At 59.8% G+C, this 16,098-nt stretch carries 15 protein-coding genes; 12 read left to right on the top strand and 3 right to left on the bottom strand.

Annotation, left to right across the window (positions count from 1 at the left end):
- The first annotated feature begins 3 nt into the window (after positions 1-3).
- The 7 genes from CFU_RS12700 to CFU_RS12730 all read left to right on the top strand — a co-directional run bounded on the left by CFU_RS12700 (position 4) and on the right by CFU_RS12730 (position 7,388).
- Complete coding sequence (locus CFU_RS12700) at positions 4-960, top strand: glycosyltransferase (RefSeq protein ID WP_041743428.1); 957 nt, start codon at positions 4-6, stop codon at positions 958-960.
- Positions 957-1,865: a formyltransferase gene (locus tag CFU_RS12705; protein ID WP_014006444.1), complete on the top strand. Its 909-nt coding sequence runs from the start codon at positions 957-959 to the stop codon at positions 1,863-1,865. Before CFU_RS12700 ends, CFU_RS12705 begins: the two co-directional genes overlap by 4 nt.
- A gap of 104 nt (positions 1,866-1,969) precedes the next feature.
- A complete protein-coding gene (locus CFU_RS12710; RefSeq protein WP_014006445.1) occupies positions 1,970-3,025 on the top strand; it encodes a bifunctional UDP-4-keto-pentose/UDP-xylose synthase in 1,056 nt (351 codons plus the stop codon).
- Between the two features lie 85 nt (positions 3,026-3,110).
- Positions 3,111-4,058 (top strand): polysaccharide deacetylase family protein, encoded by a 948-nt coding sequence (locus tag CFU_RS12715; protein WP_014006446.1) that lies wholly within the window; start codon positions 3,111-3,113, stop codon positions 4,056-4,058.
- A gap of 78 nt (positions 4,059-4,136) precedes the next feature.
- A complete protein-coding gene (locus CFU_RS12720) occupies positions 4,137-4,607 on the top strand; it encodes a peroxiredoxin (RefSeq protein WP_041743430.1) in 471 nt (156 codons plus the stop codon).
- A gap of 220 nt (positions 4,608-4,827) precedes the next feature.
- The gene (locus CFU_RS12725) at positions 4,828-6,510 is read left to right on the top strand and encodes a PhoH family protein (RefSeq protein ID WP_014006448.1); all 1,683 of its coding nucleotides are present in this window, start codon (positions 4,828-4,830) and stop codon (positions 6,508-6,510) included.
- Between the two features lie 143 nt (positions 6,511-6,653).
- Positions 6,654-7,388, top strand: a complete 735-nt coding sequence (locus CFU_RS12730) for a metallophosphoesterase family protein (RefSeq protein WP_014006449.1) — start codon at positions 6,654-6,656, stop codon at positions 7,386-7,388.
- A gap of 67 nt (positions 7,389-7,455) precedes the next feature.
- Here the strand turns inward: CFU_RS12730 and CFU_RS12735 are convergent, their stop codons facing one another.
- From CFU_RS12735 to CFU_RS12745, 3 genes are all read right to left on the bottom strand, one after another.
- Positions 7,456-8,310 (bottom strand): ABC transporter permease, encoded by an 855-nt coding sequence (locus CFU_RS12735; protein ID WP_014006450.1) that lies wholly within the window; start codon positions 8,308-8,310, stop codon positions 7,456-7,458.
- 78 nt (positions 8,311-8,388) lie between these two features.
- Entirely contained in the window at positions 8,389-9,174 is a 786-nt protein-coding gene (locus tag CFU_RS12740; RefSeq protein ID WP_014006451.1) for an ABC transporter ATP-binding protein, read from the bottom strand.
- A gap of 162 nt (positions 9,175-9,336) precedes the next feature.
- On the bottom strand, positions 9,337-10,353 hold the full coding sequence (locus CFU_RS12745; protein ID WP_041741935.1) for an ABC transporter substrate-binding protein: 1,017 nt from the start codon (positions 10,351-10,353) through the stop codon (positions 9,337-9,339).
- Positions 10,354-10,522: 169 nt separating this feature from the next.
- Between CFU_RS12745 and CFU_RS12750 the strand changes: the two genes are divergently transcribed.
- From CFU_RS12750 to CFU_RS12770, 5 genes are all read left to right on the top strand, one after another.
- Complete coding sequence (locus tag CFU_RS12750) at positions 10,523-11,197, top strand: response regulator (protein ID WP_014006453.1); 675 nt, start codon at positions 10,523-10,525, stop codon at positions 11,195-11,197.
- Positions 11,194-12,603, top strand: coding sequence for a sensor histidine kinase (locus tag CFU_RS12755; protein WP_014006454.1), 1,410 nt, complete (start codon positions 11,194-11,196; stop codon positions 12,601-12,603). The genes CFU_RS12750 and CFU_RS12755 overlap by 4 nt, the downstream gene beginning before the upstream one ends.
- 93 nt (positions 12,604-12,696) lie before the next feature.
- The gene (locus tag CFU_RS12760) at positions 12,697-13,170 is read left to right on the top strand and encodes a MarR family winged helix-turn-helix transcriptional regulator (protein ID WP_014006455.1); all 474 of its coding nucleotides are present in this window, start codon (positions 12,697-12,699) and stop codon (positions 13,168-13,170) included.
- 103 nt (positions 13,171-13,273) lie between these two features.
- On the top strand, positions 13,274-14,791 hold the full coding sequence (locus CFU_RS12765; protein WP_148264833.1) for an efflux transporter outer membrane subunit: 1,518 nt from the start codon (positions 13,274-13,276) through the stop codon (positions 14,789-14,791).
- Between the two features lie 40 nt (positions 14,792-14,831).
- Positions 14,832-16,049, top strand: coding sequence for an HlyD family efflux transporter periplasmic adaptor subunit (locus CFU_RS12770; protein ID WP_014006457.1), 1,218 nt, complete (start codon positions 14,832-14,834; stop codon positions 16,047-16,049).
- Positions 16,050-16,098 lie beyond the last annotated feature (49 nt).

Genomic DNA, 16,098 nt, shown 5'->3' on the forward strand with positions numbered 1-16,098 from the left:
TTGATGAAACCAGAACTTTCCGTCGTCATCCCGGTATACAACGAGGAATCGGGCCTTGCCAAACTGTTCGAACGCCTCTACCCGGCGCTCGACGCACTTGGCATCAGCTATGAAATCCTGTACGTCAACGACGGCAGCCGCGACAAGTCGGCCGCGATCCTGGCGGAACAGTTCCGCCTGCGTCCGGACGTCACCCGCGTGGTCCTGTTCAACGGCAATTTCGGCCAGCACATGGCGATACTGGCCGGTTTTGAAGCTACCCGCGGCGACATCGTCGTGACGCTTGACGCCGACCTGCAGAACCCGCCGGAAGAAATCGGCAACCTGGTGGCCAAGATGCGCGAGGGTTACGACTACGTCGGCTCGATCCGCCGCAAACGCCAGGATTCGGCCTGGCGCACGGTCGCCTCCAAGGCCATGAACCTGCTGCGCGAGAAAATCACCGGCATCCGGATGACCGACCAGGGCAACATGCTGCGCGCCTATGGCCGCAACGTGGTCGACCTGATCAACCAGTGCCAGGAGGTCAACACTTTCGTGCCAGCGCTGGCGTACACTTTTGCCCGCAAAGAGACTGAAATCGTGGTCGAGCATGAAGAACGCTCGGCCGGCGAATCGAAGTACTCGCTGTATAGCCTGATCCGCCTGAATTTCGACCTGGTCACCGGTTTTTCCATCATGCCCTTGCAGCTGTTCTCGCTGATAGGCATCGTGCTGTCCTTCGCTTCCGCCGCGCTGTTTTTCATCCTGGTGGCGCGCCGCTTCCTGTTCGGCGCTGAAGTCCAAGGTGTGTTCACCCTGTTCGCGTTCGCCTTCTTCCTGATGGGCATGATCCTGTTCGGCATCGGCCTGGTCGGCGAATATGTCGGCCGCATCTACCAGCAGGTGCGGGCGCGGCCGCGGTATGTGGTGCAAGCCATGCTGGAGCAGTCGTCGGCAGAGGATAAACAAGCATCATGAAAGCCGTCGTTTTTGCCTATCACAATGTCGGCGTGCGCTGCCTGAAGGTCTTGCTGGCGCGCGGCGTCGATATCGCGCTGGTGGTTACCCACGAAGACAATCCGCAAGAAACCATCTGGTTCGAATCGGTGTCGGCGCTGTGCCGGCAGCACGGCATTCCCAGCATCGCTCCGACCGATCCCGCTGCGCCTGAGTTGCTGGCCCAGGTCGCCGCCCTGCAGCCGGATTTCATCTTCAGTTTCTATTACCGCCATATGCTGCCGGTCGCCTTGCTGGCGCTGGCGCAACACGGCGCCTACAACATGCACGGCTCGCTGCTGCCCAAGTATCGCGGCCGGGTGCCGATCAACTGGGCGGTGCTGCACGGCGAAACCGAGACCGGCGCCACCTTGCATGAAATGGCGGCCAAGCCGGACGCCGGCGCCATCGTGGCGCAGACCTCGGTGCCGATCCTGCCCGACGATACCGCCTACGAAGTATTCGGCAAGGTGGTGGTCGCCGCCGAACAGACGCTGTGGAATGCATTGCCAGAGATGCTTAAAGGCAACATTCCCCGCTTGCCGAACGACCTATCGCAAGGCAGTTATTTCGGCGGACGCAAGCCCGAGGATGGCAAAATCGACTGGAACCGGCCGGCGCATGAGGTCTACAACCTGTACCGCGCGGTGGCGCCGCCCTATCCCGGTGCCTGGACTATTGTCAAAGAGCGCACGTTTATAGTCGGAAAAGCGTATTTATCGGCCAAACTGCTGGAAAACCTGCCGGCAAATTTGCCTCGGGGCTTGGCGGTAGTGGATAATCGCATTGTTGGCGTCTGTGGCGATGGCCGCGCGCTGTTGATCAACGAATTGCTGGCGGACGGCCAAACCGTCACGCCAGAAGCATTAAAAAACATCCTTTTATAAAACCGGCTGCTTTCGCGGGCGAAGGGTTAGCACCCTGCCCGGCAAGAACTGCAGCGTTTGAAATCCCGCTTTGCGGAATGCCAATCCAACAACAATAGATCATTATGAAAAAAGTCCTCATCCTCGGCGTCAACGGTTTCATCGGCCACCACCTGTCCAAGCGGATCCTGGAAACCACCGACTGGCACGTCTACGGCATGGACATGATGACCGACCGTATCCGCGACCTGCTGGACAACGAGGCTTACAAGTCGCGCATGCACTTCTTCGAAGGCGACATCACCATCAACAAGGAATGGGTCGAGTACCACGTCAAGAAATGCGACGTGATCCTGCCGCTGGTGGCGATCGCCACGCCGTCGACCTACGTCAAGCAGCCGCTGCGCGTATTCGAACTGGATTTCGAAGCCAACCTGCCTATCGTGCGTTCGGCCGCCAAATACGGCAAGCACCTGGTGTTCCCGTCGACGTCGGAAGTGTATGGCATGTGCCACGATGAGGAATTCGATCCGGAGCAATCCGAGCTGATCTGCGGCCCGATCAACAAGCCGCGCTGGATCTACTCTTGCGCCAAGCAGCTGATGGACCGCGTGATCTGGGGCTACGGCATGGAAGAAGGCTTGAACTTCACCCTGTTCCGTCCGTTCAACTGGATCGGCGCCGGCCTCGACTCCATCCATACGCCGAAGGAAGGCAGCTCGCGCGTGGTGACCCAGTTCTTCGGCCATATCGTGCGCGGCGAGAATATCTCGCTGGTCGACGGCGGCCAGCAGAAACGTGCGTTCACCTACATCGACGACGGCATCGATGCGCTGATCAAGATCATCGCCAACAAGGACGGCATCGCCAGCGGCAAGATCTACAACATCGGCAATCCGGTCAACAATTACTCGATCCGCGACCTGGCCGACATGATGCTGAAACTGGCTACGGAATATCCTGAGTACGCCGACTCGGCGAAGAAGGTCAAGCTGGTCGAGACCACTTCCGCCGCCTACTACGGCAAGGGTTACCAGGACGTGCAGAACCGCGTGCCGAAAATCACCAACACCTGCGACGAACTGAACTGGAAGCCGACCACTACCATGGCCGACACCCTGCGCAATATTTTTGATGCGTACCGCGGCCAGGTGGCCGAAGCACGCGCCCTCATGGACTAAATCTACGCTGCTGCCCGCGCCAGCCACGACACTGTTTCGTGTGCGGCGCGGACTCTGTTTTCCTATTACTGCCAGACCAGACAACTTGCCCCTCCTCACCTTAAAAATCGACGCCGACACTTATCGCGGCACCCGTGAAGGAGTGCCGAACCTGGTGCGCCTGCTGAGCAAATACCAGGCGCGCGCCACTTTCCTGTTTTCGCTCGGTCACGACCATACCGGCTGGGCGCTGAAGCAAGTGTTCCGCCCCGGCTTCTTCCAGAAAGTATCGCGCACTTCGGTAGTCGAACATTACGGCCTCAAGACCCTGATGTACGGCGTGCTGCTGCCGGCGCCGGATATCGGCAAGACTTGCGCAAACTACATGCAGGCAGTGCGCGACGCCGGTTTCGAATGCGGCGTCCACACCTGGGATCATCGCGTCTGGCAAGACCATGTGCGACAACGCGGCGCCGACTGGACCAGCCAGCAGATGCAGCGTTCGTTCGACCGCTTCACCCAGATTTTCGGCCAGGCGCCGAACACCCACGGCGCCGCCGGCTGGCAGATGAATCCTTACGCTTTCGAGCAGCTGGAGAAATTCGGCATTGCTTATGCCTCCGACGGCCGCGCCATGCTGGCGGACGACGGCGCGCTGGCCGACCAGGCTGCCGGCCCGCATCGCCTGCAGGTCAACGGCAAGACGCTGGCATGCATACAGCTGCCGACCACCCTGCCGACGCTGGATGAACTGCTGGGCCGCAGTTTCGGCGGCGTTGAACTGACGCCGGCGAATATCGCCGCCCATATCCTGGCCCTGACGGCAACGCCGCGCGATCATGTATTTACTCTGCACGCAGAGCTTGAAGGTCAAAAACTCGCCCCCATATTCGAGCAGTTGCTGCAGGCCTGGAAGGCGCAGGGCTATGATCTGGTCGCGATGGAAGACTATTACCGACAGGTCAAAGACCAGCAATTACCCACCGTCCCTCTCGCATGGGCGGAGTTGCCGGGACGATCGGGCGAGATGATCATGCAGGCGAGCAGCAGCTGATCAGCGTATATATCAACGTATATAGCAGGACCCTGATTGGCGACCGATTCATCATTACTCAATGAACAGGACAATACAGTGGCAGACCATCCTTCCATCATCAACATGACGGTGCCCGACTTCTCTGCAGCCATGACCGGCGGGCAGACATTCAAGTTGTCGGACTACCATGGAAAAAACATAGTGTTGTATTTTTACCCCAAGGACAACACGCCCGGCTGCACCACGGAAGCCATGCAGTTCCGCGACCTGCACCAGGAATTCCAGCAGAAAAACACCTTGATATTCGGCATCAGCCGCGACAGCATCCGCTCCCACGAAGGTTTCAAGGCTAAACTGGGGCTACCCTTCGAGCTGATCGCCGATCCCGACGAAACGCTGTGCGCCATGTTCAATGTCATGAAAATGAAAAATATGTACGGCAAGCAAGTACGCGGCATCGAGCGCAGCACGTTTGTGATTGACGGCGCCGGCACATTGGTGAAAGAATGGCGTGGAGTGAAGGTGCCAGTGCACGTTGAAGAAGTATTGGAGTTTGTAAGTCATTGAATTCAAAAAAAAATCATTCTGGAAGCCGTTTGCGGAAAAGGCCTGAGGGCCTTCCCAAACGGCTTTTTTACTTTTTAATTTGTGTTTTGTTCGCCAGGCCGCTTCATTCGTGATGTTTTTTAAATATATTTAAGTCACACCCGCCGTAGCTTCACCCGTTTGGTCCGGTTCGTGTTATCACCAAAGCGAACACTTTTTTCATCTTTAAAGCGAGGTTCTGATGCCCTTACCAAAATTACCGACCAAACCCGCTGCTTTACTCTCCGTGCAAGATTATCCGAAAGCGGAAGCCGGCAAAGCCGTCAAACCACGTATTGCCATCGTTGAACCCATTACCCGCAACAAGGAAGTTGCTCCACAAGCTCGCAACAAACCGGTGGAAAGCCGTAAAACCGACAAGGCCCCCGCGGAAAATTCGCGTGCCGTTGCCGACAAGCCTGCAAAACCGGCGGACACCCGGCCGAAATCAAGCACCAGCCGCGCCGCCGACAAATCCGGCACGACCAAGCTGTTCGTGCTGGACACCAATGTGCTGATGCACGATCCGACCTCCTTGTTCCGTTTCGAGGAACACGACATCTATCTGCCGATGGTGACGCTGGAGGAACTCGACAACCACAAGAAAGGCATGTCGGAAGTCGCGCGCAACGCACGCCAGGTATCGCGTTCGCTGGATGCGCTGGTGGGCGACATCGTCGACGACCAGATCGACCATGGTATTCCGTTGTCGAAGCTCGGCAACAAGGACGCCAAGGGCCGCCTGTTCTTCCAGACCAAGCTGCAAAACGCCGACCTGCCTGAAGGCCTGCCGGTAGGCAAAGCCGACAACCAGATCCTCGGCGTAGTGCGCGGCCTGGAAGCCGAAACCCCGGGCCGTCCGGTGGTGCTGGTGTCGAAAGACATCAACATGCGCATCAAGGCGCGCGCCATGGGCCTGCCGGCCGAAGACTATTTCAATGACCATGTGCTGGAAGACACCGACCTGCTGTATTCGGGCATCCAGCAATTGCCGGACGATTTCTGGATCAAGCACGGCAAAGGCATCGAATCCTGGCAGGAAAACAAACACGGCACCGGCTACACCTACTACCGCCTGAGCGGGCCGCTGGTGCCGACGCTGCTGGTCAACCAGTTCGTTTTCATCGAACCGAAAAACGGCGAACCGGCGTTCTACGGACAAGTCACGCAGATCAACGGCAAGACCGCAGTACTGCAAACCCTGCGCGACTACGGCCATGCCAAGAACAGCGTGTGGGGCATCACTGCGCGCAACCGCGAGCAGAATTTCGCCCTGAACCTGCTGATGAATCCGGACTGCGACTTCGTCACCTTGCTGGGCCAGGCCGGCACCGGCAAAACCCTGCTTGCGCTGGCAGCCGGCCTGGCGCAAGTGCTGGAAACCAAGACCTACAACGAAATCATCGTGACCCGCGTCACGGTGCCGGTCGGTGAAGATATCGGTTTCCTGCCGGGCACCGAGGAAGAGAAGATGGGGCCGTGGATGGGCGCCTTCGACGACAACCTGGAAGTGCTCAACAAGTCCGATTCGGATGCCGGCGAATGGGGTCGCGCCGCCACCCAGGACCTGATCCGTTCGCGCATCAAGATCAAATCGCTCAACTTCATGCGTGGCCGTACCTTCGTCAACAAGTTCCTGATCATCGACGAAGCGCAAAACCTGACGCCGAAGCAGATGAAAACCCTGGTCACCCGCGCCGGTCCGGGCACCAAGATCATCTGCCTCGGCAACATCGCCCAGATCGATACGCCTTACCTGACCGAGGGCTCGAGCGGCCTGACGTATGTGGTCGATCGTTTCAAGGGCTGGTCGCACAGCGGCCATGTGACGCTGGCGCGCGGCGAACGCTCGCGCCTGGCCGACCATGCCAGCGATGTGCTGTAACAAGAGCTGAGGGACGGCGCAGCGATGCGCTGGCTGGATAGCTGAACGGGTGCAATTCAATTTCGGTTGGATTGCACCCGTTTTATTTGATAATGCGATTTAATGATCTGATGTCCCGCCATCTTCCGTAAAGAAAGCCGCCAATGAAACTTGCCATCGTCTCCGACATCCATGCCAACATCTGGGCGCTGGAAGCTGTCCTGGCGGACATCAGCAAACAAGGAGCCGACCTGGTGGTCAACGCCGGCGATATCCTGTCCGGCCCGCTGGAACCTTCAGCTACCGCGGACCTGCTGATGTCGCTGCAACTGCCTACCATCCGCGGCAACCACGAACGCCACCTGCTGGATTGCGAACGGCGCCCGGGGCATCCCAGCGACCAGTTTGCATTCGAGCACACGACACAGGCGCAGCGCGACTGGATCAGGGGATTGCCAGCCACCCTGGCTGTATCTGACGAGATTTTCATGTGCCACGGCACGCCGGCCGACGACCTGGTGTATTTCCTGGAACAGGTCGACCAGCAAGGCTGCCGCATGGCCGCGGCGGTCGACATCGAGGCCCGTGCGGCAGGAATCGGCCATAGCCTGATCATTTGCGGCCACACGCACAAGCCGCGCGCCTATGCCATCTCCGGCGAGCGCCTGGTGGTCAATCCCGGCAGCGTCGGCCTGCAGGCCTATGACGACGACCAGCCCTACTTCCATACTATCGAAAACGGCAGCCCGCACGCCCGTTACGCCATCTGCGAAAAAACCGTCCATGGCTGGGATGTCAGCCACATCAATATCAGCTACGACCATCACAAGGCTGCCACTACGGCGTTGAAGAACGGCCGGGCCGACTGGGCGACATGGCTGTCGACGGGAAGAATTTAGGGCATAAAAAAACGGCGCATTGGAAAAATGCGCCGCAACCTTAAGTCACTAAACCTTCAGTTAGAAACTAGAATGCCACAGGACGCCATTTAAGCAAACGTTTTTCCAGCGTCGTCAGCAAATAATCCGCCGCCAAGGCCACCACTGCCAGCACGATCATCGCCGCAAACACGCCGCTGGCGTTGAAAGCGCCCTGGGCGGTGGAAATCAGCAAGCCGATGCCTTGCTTGGAACCGAGGAATTCGCCCACCACTGCGCCCACCAGGGCAAAACCGAAACTGACGTGCAGGCTGGCCAGGATCCAGCTCAGCGCCGAAGGAATCACCACCGACATCGTGACCTGGCGCGGCGAGGCGCCGAGGATCTGGGCGTTGGCAATCATGTAACGGTCAGCTTCGCGCACTCCCTGGAAAGCATTGCCGAACACGACAAAGAACACCATCACCACCGCCAGCGCAACCTTGGAAGCCATGCCCAAGCCCAGCGCGATCACGAAAATCGAGCCCAGCACCACCCGTGGAATCGAATTGGCGACCTGGATGTAAATGCTGAAGACATCCGATAGCAATTTGTTACGGCCGAGCAGGATGCCGCAGATGACGCCAGCCACCGAACCGATCAGGAAGCCGAGCACCGTTTCTTCCAAGGTCACCAGCACCTGTGTCCACAACGGTCCTTGCGAGGTGCCTTCCACTATCCAGTCATAGATCTGCACCACGATCAGCGATGGCTGCGAAAAGAAGAACGGGTCTATCCATTGCAGCCTGGCCGCCAGTTCCCAGCCGCCCAGGGTCAGCACCAGGATGGCGACGCGCAGGGAAATCACCAGCCAGTAGCGTTGCTTGATTTTTCGTTGCGCCTCTTGTTCGACAGTGGCCAGGCTGGCCGCGCTGAGTTTGTCGATTGTTTGTACTTGATTCATAGATTGCCTTTTTCCTCTCGCTTGCGGGACACCTGCATCGCCACGAGCGGCGGTATGTAAATGGAGAATTGCCGGTATTTAGCTGATGTGCACTTCTTCGCGCAGATCGGCCCAGATCTTGCGCGAGATGTCGATGAAGCGCTGTTCATAACGCACCTCGGACATTACGCGCGGCCGCGGCAAGTCGATTTCGTACACGCTCTTCAAAGTGGCCGGGCGCGCGGTCAGCACATAGACCTTGTCGGCCAGCGCAATCGCTTCTTCCAGGTCATGGGTGACGAACACCACCGAACCGGCTTGCGATGACCACAGCTGCAGCAGCTCGTCCTGCATCAGGGTGCGGGTCTGCATGTCGAGCGCGCTGAACGGCTCGTCCATCAGCAGGATTTCAGGGCTGTTGATGAATGTCTGCGCCAGCGCGACGCGCTTGCGCATGCCGCCGGACAGTTGATGTGGATAGTGGCTGGCGAATTTATCGAGGCCGACGCGGCGTATCCATTCTTCCGCCAGCGCATAGGCTGCGTCTTTCGGCTTGCCGCGGAACAGCGGTCCCGCCGCCACGTTGTCGATCACGCTGCGCCAAGGGAATACCGCATCGTTCTGGAAGACGAAACCGATGCGCGGATCGATGCCGCTGACCGGCTCGCCCATGATGCGCACTTCGCCCACGGTCGGTTTGAGCAGGCCTGTGATCATGCTCAGCGTGGTCGATTTGCCGCAGCCGGTCGGGCCCACGACGGCCACGAATTCGCCGCGCGCCACGCTCATGCTGAAATCGCGCAAGGCCACGGTGGCCTTGCCGTCAGGGGAGATGAAGCGGCACGAGACATTGCGCAGTTCGATGGCGGGCGTATCCCGCAACACCTGCGGCGGCGGCGTGGTTGCCGCAGACGTAGCCGGCGGCGAGACATATGCTGCTTGAGTCATTTAAATTCCTTTGCAGTGCAGGTCGGAGCAGTTCGCTGGACGCGAGTCTCCCCACTCGGAAGCCGTGCTTCCGACCTGCGGGATGGTTAAGCTTCGGCCTTACTTGGCTTGGCTGACAAACTCGTTGGTATAGGTCTTGGCAAGATCGATATGCTTGCCCTTGACGTTAGGATTGAAACCCGACAGCACCTGCAGCACGGTTTCCGGGCCGCCCGGCGGCATTTTTCCGTCCGCCGAAAACATCGGCAGGGAATTCTGCAAGGCCTGTACATACATCGGCTTGTTATTGCCGTAGTAATCCTTCGGCATCTTGTCCGCGATTTCGGCGGCGCTATGGGTATTGATGAATTTCAGCGTCTTGACGAAAGCGTGCGCCAGCTTGGTGGCTTCAGCCTTGTGCGCTTTCAGCCACGGGCCTTGGACATACAGGCTGGAGGCCGGATACAGGCCGCCCAGCGCCTTGACCGTGCCTTCGACGGTGCGCATGTCGACCAGCACCGACGCTTCGCCGGTTTTCAGCAGCTGCGACACGGTCGGTTCGGTGGTCATGCCGGCGTCGATGCGGCCTTGCTTGATGGCGACGATGAATGTATTGTCGGCGCCCACCGGCAGCACCGAGTACTGGCTGGAAGTGATGCCGGCCTTGGCCGCCAGGTATTGCGTCAGGAAATTGGTCGACGAACCGAGGCCGGTCACGCCCAGCGTCTTGCCTTTGACGTCAGCCATGCTCTTGATGGTGGCGGCAGCTTTGGTCGAAACCATTTCCACTTCGCCCGGCACCTGGCCGAAGATCGTGATCGCCGTGACTTCCTTGCCCTTGCTTTGCAGATCGATGGAGTGGTCGTAGAAGCCGACTACCGCCTGCACCGCGCCGGCCAGCAGTTCATTTTCCGCATCCACGCCAGCCGGCTGCGACTGCAGTTCGACATCCAGGCCCTCTTCCTTGAAATAACCGAGCTGCTCGGTCAGCTTGGCCGGCAGGTAGATCATCTTGGTGATGCCGCCGACCATGATGGTGATTTTTCCTGAATCGGCCGCCATGGCCTGGCTCGCGCCAAGCACGCCGCTGCCAAGCAGCACGGCGGAAAGCAGGGAACCGCGGATGAGGGTATGCATTGAGTTGTCTCCGTTTGTTTTTTTGGGATAATGACCGGATCCGCAGGACAACATGCCATTGTTCCAGTCTTGGGCGTATTCTAGGATGCGCTAACTTTCATCCAGCTTTCCAAATCCGCCTTATTTAACTTGCAGTGCAACATGAAGTGTCATATAAGCAGCCACATCCATGAAACTACTCCTGATCGAAGACAATCCGCCGCTGGCGCTATGGCTCAGCAAGATTCTGAAAGAAGACAAATTCACCATCGACCTCGCCAGCGACGGCGAAGCCGCCGATCGCCTGCTGCAAAGCGAAAGCTATGATGTGGTCCTGCTGGATCTGCAGCTGCCGAAGATGAACGGCAAGGCGGTCTTGCGCCGTTTGCGCGAGCGGCACAACAATGTGCCGGTGATGATCCTCACCGCCAGCGGCTCGGTGGATGAAAAGGTCGATTGCCTCGGCGCCGGCGCCGACGACTACCTGGTCAAGCCGTTCGAAGTGCGCGAACTGGTGGCGCGGATCAAGGCCCTGATCCGCCGCCAGACGCCGGGCAAGGCGGCGGAAATGCATTGCGCCGACCTGCGCTACGACAGCAATACCAGACAGTTCTCGATCGCCGGCAAGCTGCTAGCGCTGCCCGGACGCGAACACGATGTGCTCGAAATCCTGATGCTGAAACAAGGCAAGACCGTCTCCAAGACAGCCTTGATGGACGGCGTATTCGGACTCGACGACGAACCCAGCGCCGACGCCATTGAAATCTACATCCACCGGCTGCGCAAGAAACTGGAGCACTGCCAGGCCGCCATCATGACCTTGCGCGGACTCGGTTACCTGCTCAAGCAGAAAGACGCCAATTGATCATCAGCCTACGCCTGCGCTTGCTGCTGTGGCTGCTGATTCCGCTGGCGGTGTTTGTCGCCATTAGCGCCACGCTCTCATACCGCAGCGCACGCCAGACAGCGGACCTGATCCAGGACCATGCGCTGCTGGCGTCGGCGCAAGTGATCGCCGGCGAAATCCATTGGCTGGACGGCGTGCCGCATGCCAGCGTCCCGCCGGCAGCGCTGGAGTTGCTGGTCTCGTCCATGCAGGACCAGGTGTACTACCAGGTGATTACCGACAACGACAGCCTGCTCGCCGGCCGCCCTGATTTCCCGCAAGCGTTGCGTTTTCCCTTGAGCACGCCGGCGTTCAGCACCATCGATTACCACGGCCAGGTGCTGCGCGTGGTGAGCCAGGTGCGCACCTTGTACAACGCCGGCCAGCTGCGCAAGATCGCCGTGCTGGTCGGCCAGACCACCGGCGCCCGCGACCAGATGCTGGCCGACCTGTGGCGCCCTTCCCTGCATCGCCAGATCGCCATGCTGCTGCTGGCCGCGGCGTTGGTAGTGATCGGCCTGAGCATGGAACTGCGGCCGCTGATGCATTTGAAAAACCAGCTGGCGGCGCGCGATGCAACCTCGCTGTCGCCGATCAAGGCCGGCCAGCTGCAGCTGGAGCTGCGGCCCATCGTCGAAGCCATCAACCAGACCATCCAGCGCTTGAATACGCAGGTGTCGGCGCAAAAGCGCTTTATCGCCGACGCCGCCCACCAGCTGCGCACGCCGCTCACCCTGCTCGATTCGCAAATCCAGTTTGCGCGCCGCCTGGGCGATGAAAACAGGCGCACCGAAGTGCTGCAGGTGCTGCAGGCGATGCACGAAAGCAGCAGCAACATGACCGAGCTGACCAACAAGCTATTGCTGCTGTCGCAGGCGGAGGCCTCCGACACCACCGCCTTCCTGCGCCAGCCGGTGGACCTGCTGGCGGTGTCGGCCGCGGTGCTGGAAGAAATCGTCGACCTGGCGCAGCGCAAGAATATTGACCTCGGGCTCGAGACCACGATGCAGCATGCATGGGTAATGGGAAACGAAGCCTTGTTCAGCGCCATGATGATGAACCTGGTCGACAACGCCATCCGCTATACCCCCATCGACGGCACGGTGACCGTGGCCATCGGCGCCAGCCATGGACAGGTCGAAATCAGCGTCAGCGACAACGGTCCTGGCATTCCGGCCGAAGTGCGCGACCGCGTGTTCGAGCGTTTTTTCCGCAACGCCGCTCCGGGACAGGATGGCACCGGCCTCGGCCTGGCGATCGTCAAGGAAATCGTGATGGCAGCGCAAGGCAGCGTGACGCTCGGCGCCGGCGAACAGCAGCGCGGCCTGGCGGTGTTGCTGCAGTTGCCATCCTGTGCCGCGCCGGGACCTGAGCAACAATTCTAAAGTGGCGCCAGCAAGAAATTTTATTTTGCAGTATATTATTGCCTAGGCAATGAATATTCAAACAGCAAATCCAGCAGACAAATTGAGAAAAACGTGAGCAACCGCCCCCCATTATTCACTCTGGACACTTACCAGATTGAAGAAAGCATAGGCTATCTGTTGGCGCGCTCGCGCGCCATGATGGTCAAAAGCTCAGACGAAGCTTTGATGCCGCATGGAATTACCCATGCGCAAGGCGCCATTCTCTTGATGTTGTCAACAGGGAAATATTCGACGGCCGCCGACCTGGCGCGCGAGACGTATACCGACGCGGCATCCACCAAGCGCATGATCGACCGCCTGGTGGCGCGTGACCTGATCAAGCGCGAGCCATGTGCAAATGACAGGCGTCTGATGAAACTGCATCTGACCGCAAGCGGCGTGGAGTTGTCGAAACTGGTGCCCGTGGCTTTTTGCAGCGTGCTGAACAAGCATTTTTCGGAGTTCAGCGCGGAAGAAATCGGCTTTTTGAAATCGATGCTCAGGCGATTGGTGGCAAGCAACACATCGCCAGAGAAAACACATTGACTATGCAAGATTAATTTATTCAATATTACTTTTAAACAAGCAGCTGCTCCCGGTAGTCTTCTTATCTGTGGCCGCTAAACCAATCCGTCAAATCAACGCCGACATGAACTCTCATCCATCTCCAGCCCGACGCAGCCTGCCGAAACTTGGCACCCAGCGTCTTGTGATCAGCGCCGCCGTACTATTGCTGGCGGCATGCGCCAATTTCAGCGGCATCCACAGCACCGCCAGCACCAACAATCCGGACGATTACGCCTCTGCCTCTGCCCTGCCGGGACAAGGCGGTTTATGGCCGGCCGGTTCCTGGGTCAGCACCATCGGCGGCAGCCAGCTGCAGCAGCTGGTGGATGAAGCGCTGGCGGGCAATCCTAACCTGCAAGCCGCCGCCGCCCGCATCGGCGCCGCGCGCGCCATGGTGGAGGCGGCCGGCGCCACCAGCAAGCCGCAAGTCGGCGCCAGCCTGTCGGCCACCCGCGAACGGTTTTCCGAAAACAGCATTTATCCGCCGCCGTTCGGCGGCATGTACGTGACCGACTATGAAACCGCGCTGAATTTTTCCTACGACCTGGATTTCTGGGGCAAGCACAGTGCGCAGTTGCGCTCGGCCATTTCGCAAAGCAAGGCGGCGGAAGCAGAGCATTATGCAGCGCGCCTGGCGCTGACTGCCGGCATCTCGAAAGCCTGGCTGCAGCTGGGACGGCAATACGCTCAGCTGGACCTGACCAACCAGCAGCTGGTGCTGCGCGACAAGCTGGACAAGCTGACCCAGCAACGCTTCGCCGCCGGCCTCGATACCCAGAGCGACAACCAGCAAAGCCGGCAACAAGTGGCCGGCCTGCGCGCCGAACAGGCGCAATGGCAGGAAGCGATCGCACTGACCCGCAACCAGATCGCGGCGCTGATGGGCCAGGGTCCTGACCGCGGCTTGAAAATCGCGCCTCCGGCATTGCCGGCGGACGCCGCCATCGCCCTGCCCGACCAGCTGCCGCTTGGCCTGCTTGGACGCCGCCCGGACGTGGTCGCCGCGCGCTGGCAGGTAGAAGCTGCACAAAGCGACATCAAGGTTGCCAAGACCGAGTTCTACCCGGATATCAACCTGTCGGCCATGGCCGGTTTTTCCAGCCTCAGCTTTTCGCAATTCCTGAACCACAGCAGCAAGGTGGTCGGCATCGGCCCGGCAATCCACCTGCCGATCTTTGAAGGCGGCGCACTGCGCGCCCAGCTCAAGGGCCGGGTCGCCGCTTATGACGGCGCCGTGGCGACTTACAACCAGGCCCTGAACGATGCTTTCCATGAAGTGGCGGACAGCGTGCAATCGCTGCAGGCGGCCGAAACCCAGGGCAAGAACCAGCAGGCTGCGGTGGACGCCGCCGAACGCGGCATGAAACTGGCTGAACAGCGGCAGCAGGTAGGCACCGCCAACATGCTGCAAGTGGTGAGCACCCAGATTTCCTGGCTGGCGCAACGCAAGCTTGAACTCGATACGCGCGCCCGCCGAGCCGACCTGCGCGTCAACCTGATCAAGTCGCTGGGTGGCGGCTTTGACGCCTCGGCCGAAGGACTCAATCCGGCCGAAGCAAGCACAGGCACTGCCAGCCCGCAAGCAAACGCAGCTAACTGATCCATAAAATAAACCGTTCACTTATTGCGAAACCCGCATCATGACCACACCAAATCAAACTCCAGAAAATCCGTCTCCAGCTGCCGCCGCTCCGGCGCCAGCGGCCGCCAATGGCAACGGCAAACGCCGCAGCCTGCTGATCGGCGTCACTATCGCCCTTATCATCGTCCTGATCGCCTATGGCATCTGGTGGTTCATCTATGCCCGCCACTACGAAAACACCGACGACGCCTATGTCGGCGGCAACGTGGTGCAAGTCACGCCGCAGGTCGGCGGCACGGTATTGGCGATCAACACCGACGATACCGAACTGGTGCAGGCCGGCAAGCCGCTGGTGGAACTCGACAAGGCCGACGCCAAGGTCGCACTGGACCAGGCCGAAGCCCAGCTGGCGCAAACCGTGCGCCAGGTGCGTACGTTGTTCGTCAACAACAACGCTCTGGTTTCCAACGTCACCGCGCGCACCTCTGAACTGGAACGCGCCCGCGCCGACCTGGCGCGCCGCCAGCAGCTGATCAGCACCGGCGCCGTGTCGAAGGAAGAACTGGATCACGCCAAGGTCGCGGTGCAGGGAGCGGAAGCCGCGCTGCAAGCCACGCGCGAACAACTGGCGTCGAACCGCGTATTGACTGACCACACCACGGTCGAACAGCACCCGAATGTGCAGAATGCCGCGGCCCAGGTGCGCAATGCTTACATCAACCTGGCCCGCACTACCCTGCTCGCGCCAACCACCGGCTACGTCGCCAAGCGTTCGGTGCAGGTCGGCCAGCGCATCGCCGCCGGTACGCCGCTGCTGTCGATCGTGCCGCTGAATGCCTTGTGGGTTGACGCCAACTTCAAGGAAGTGCAGATCAACAATATGCGCATCGGCCAGCCGGTGACCTTGAAGTCCGACCTGTATGGATCGAAGATCGAATACCACGGCAAGGTGGTCGGCCTGGCGGCCGGCACCGGTTCGGCTTTCGCCCTGCTGCCGGCGCAGAACGCCAGCGGTAACTGGATCAAGATCGTGCAGCGGATTCCGGTGCGCATTTCGCTCGACGCCAAAGACCTGGAAACCCATCCGCTGCGGATCGGCGTTTCGATGGACGCCACGGTCGACATCGCCCAGACCGAAGGCACTTCGCTGACCGCTGGCACTGCGCGCACCACGCCGGCTTACACTACCGACGTCTTCGACAAGAGCGGCCAGGAAGCAGATGCGCGCATCGCCAGCATCATCGCCGCCAATAACAATGCAGCTGCCGCACACTAAGCTGCTGCCGCCTGCCCTGCCGGATGCCGCCATCGTCACAGTGGCGGCG

This window comes from Collimonas fungivorans Ter331 (genome assembly GCF_000221045.1).
Taxonomy (GTDB): Bacteria; Pseudomonadota; Gammaproteobacteria; order Burkholderiales; family Burkholderiaceae_D; genus Collimonas; species Collimonas fungivorans_A.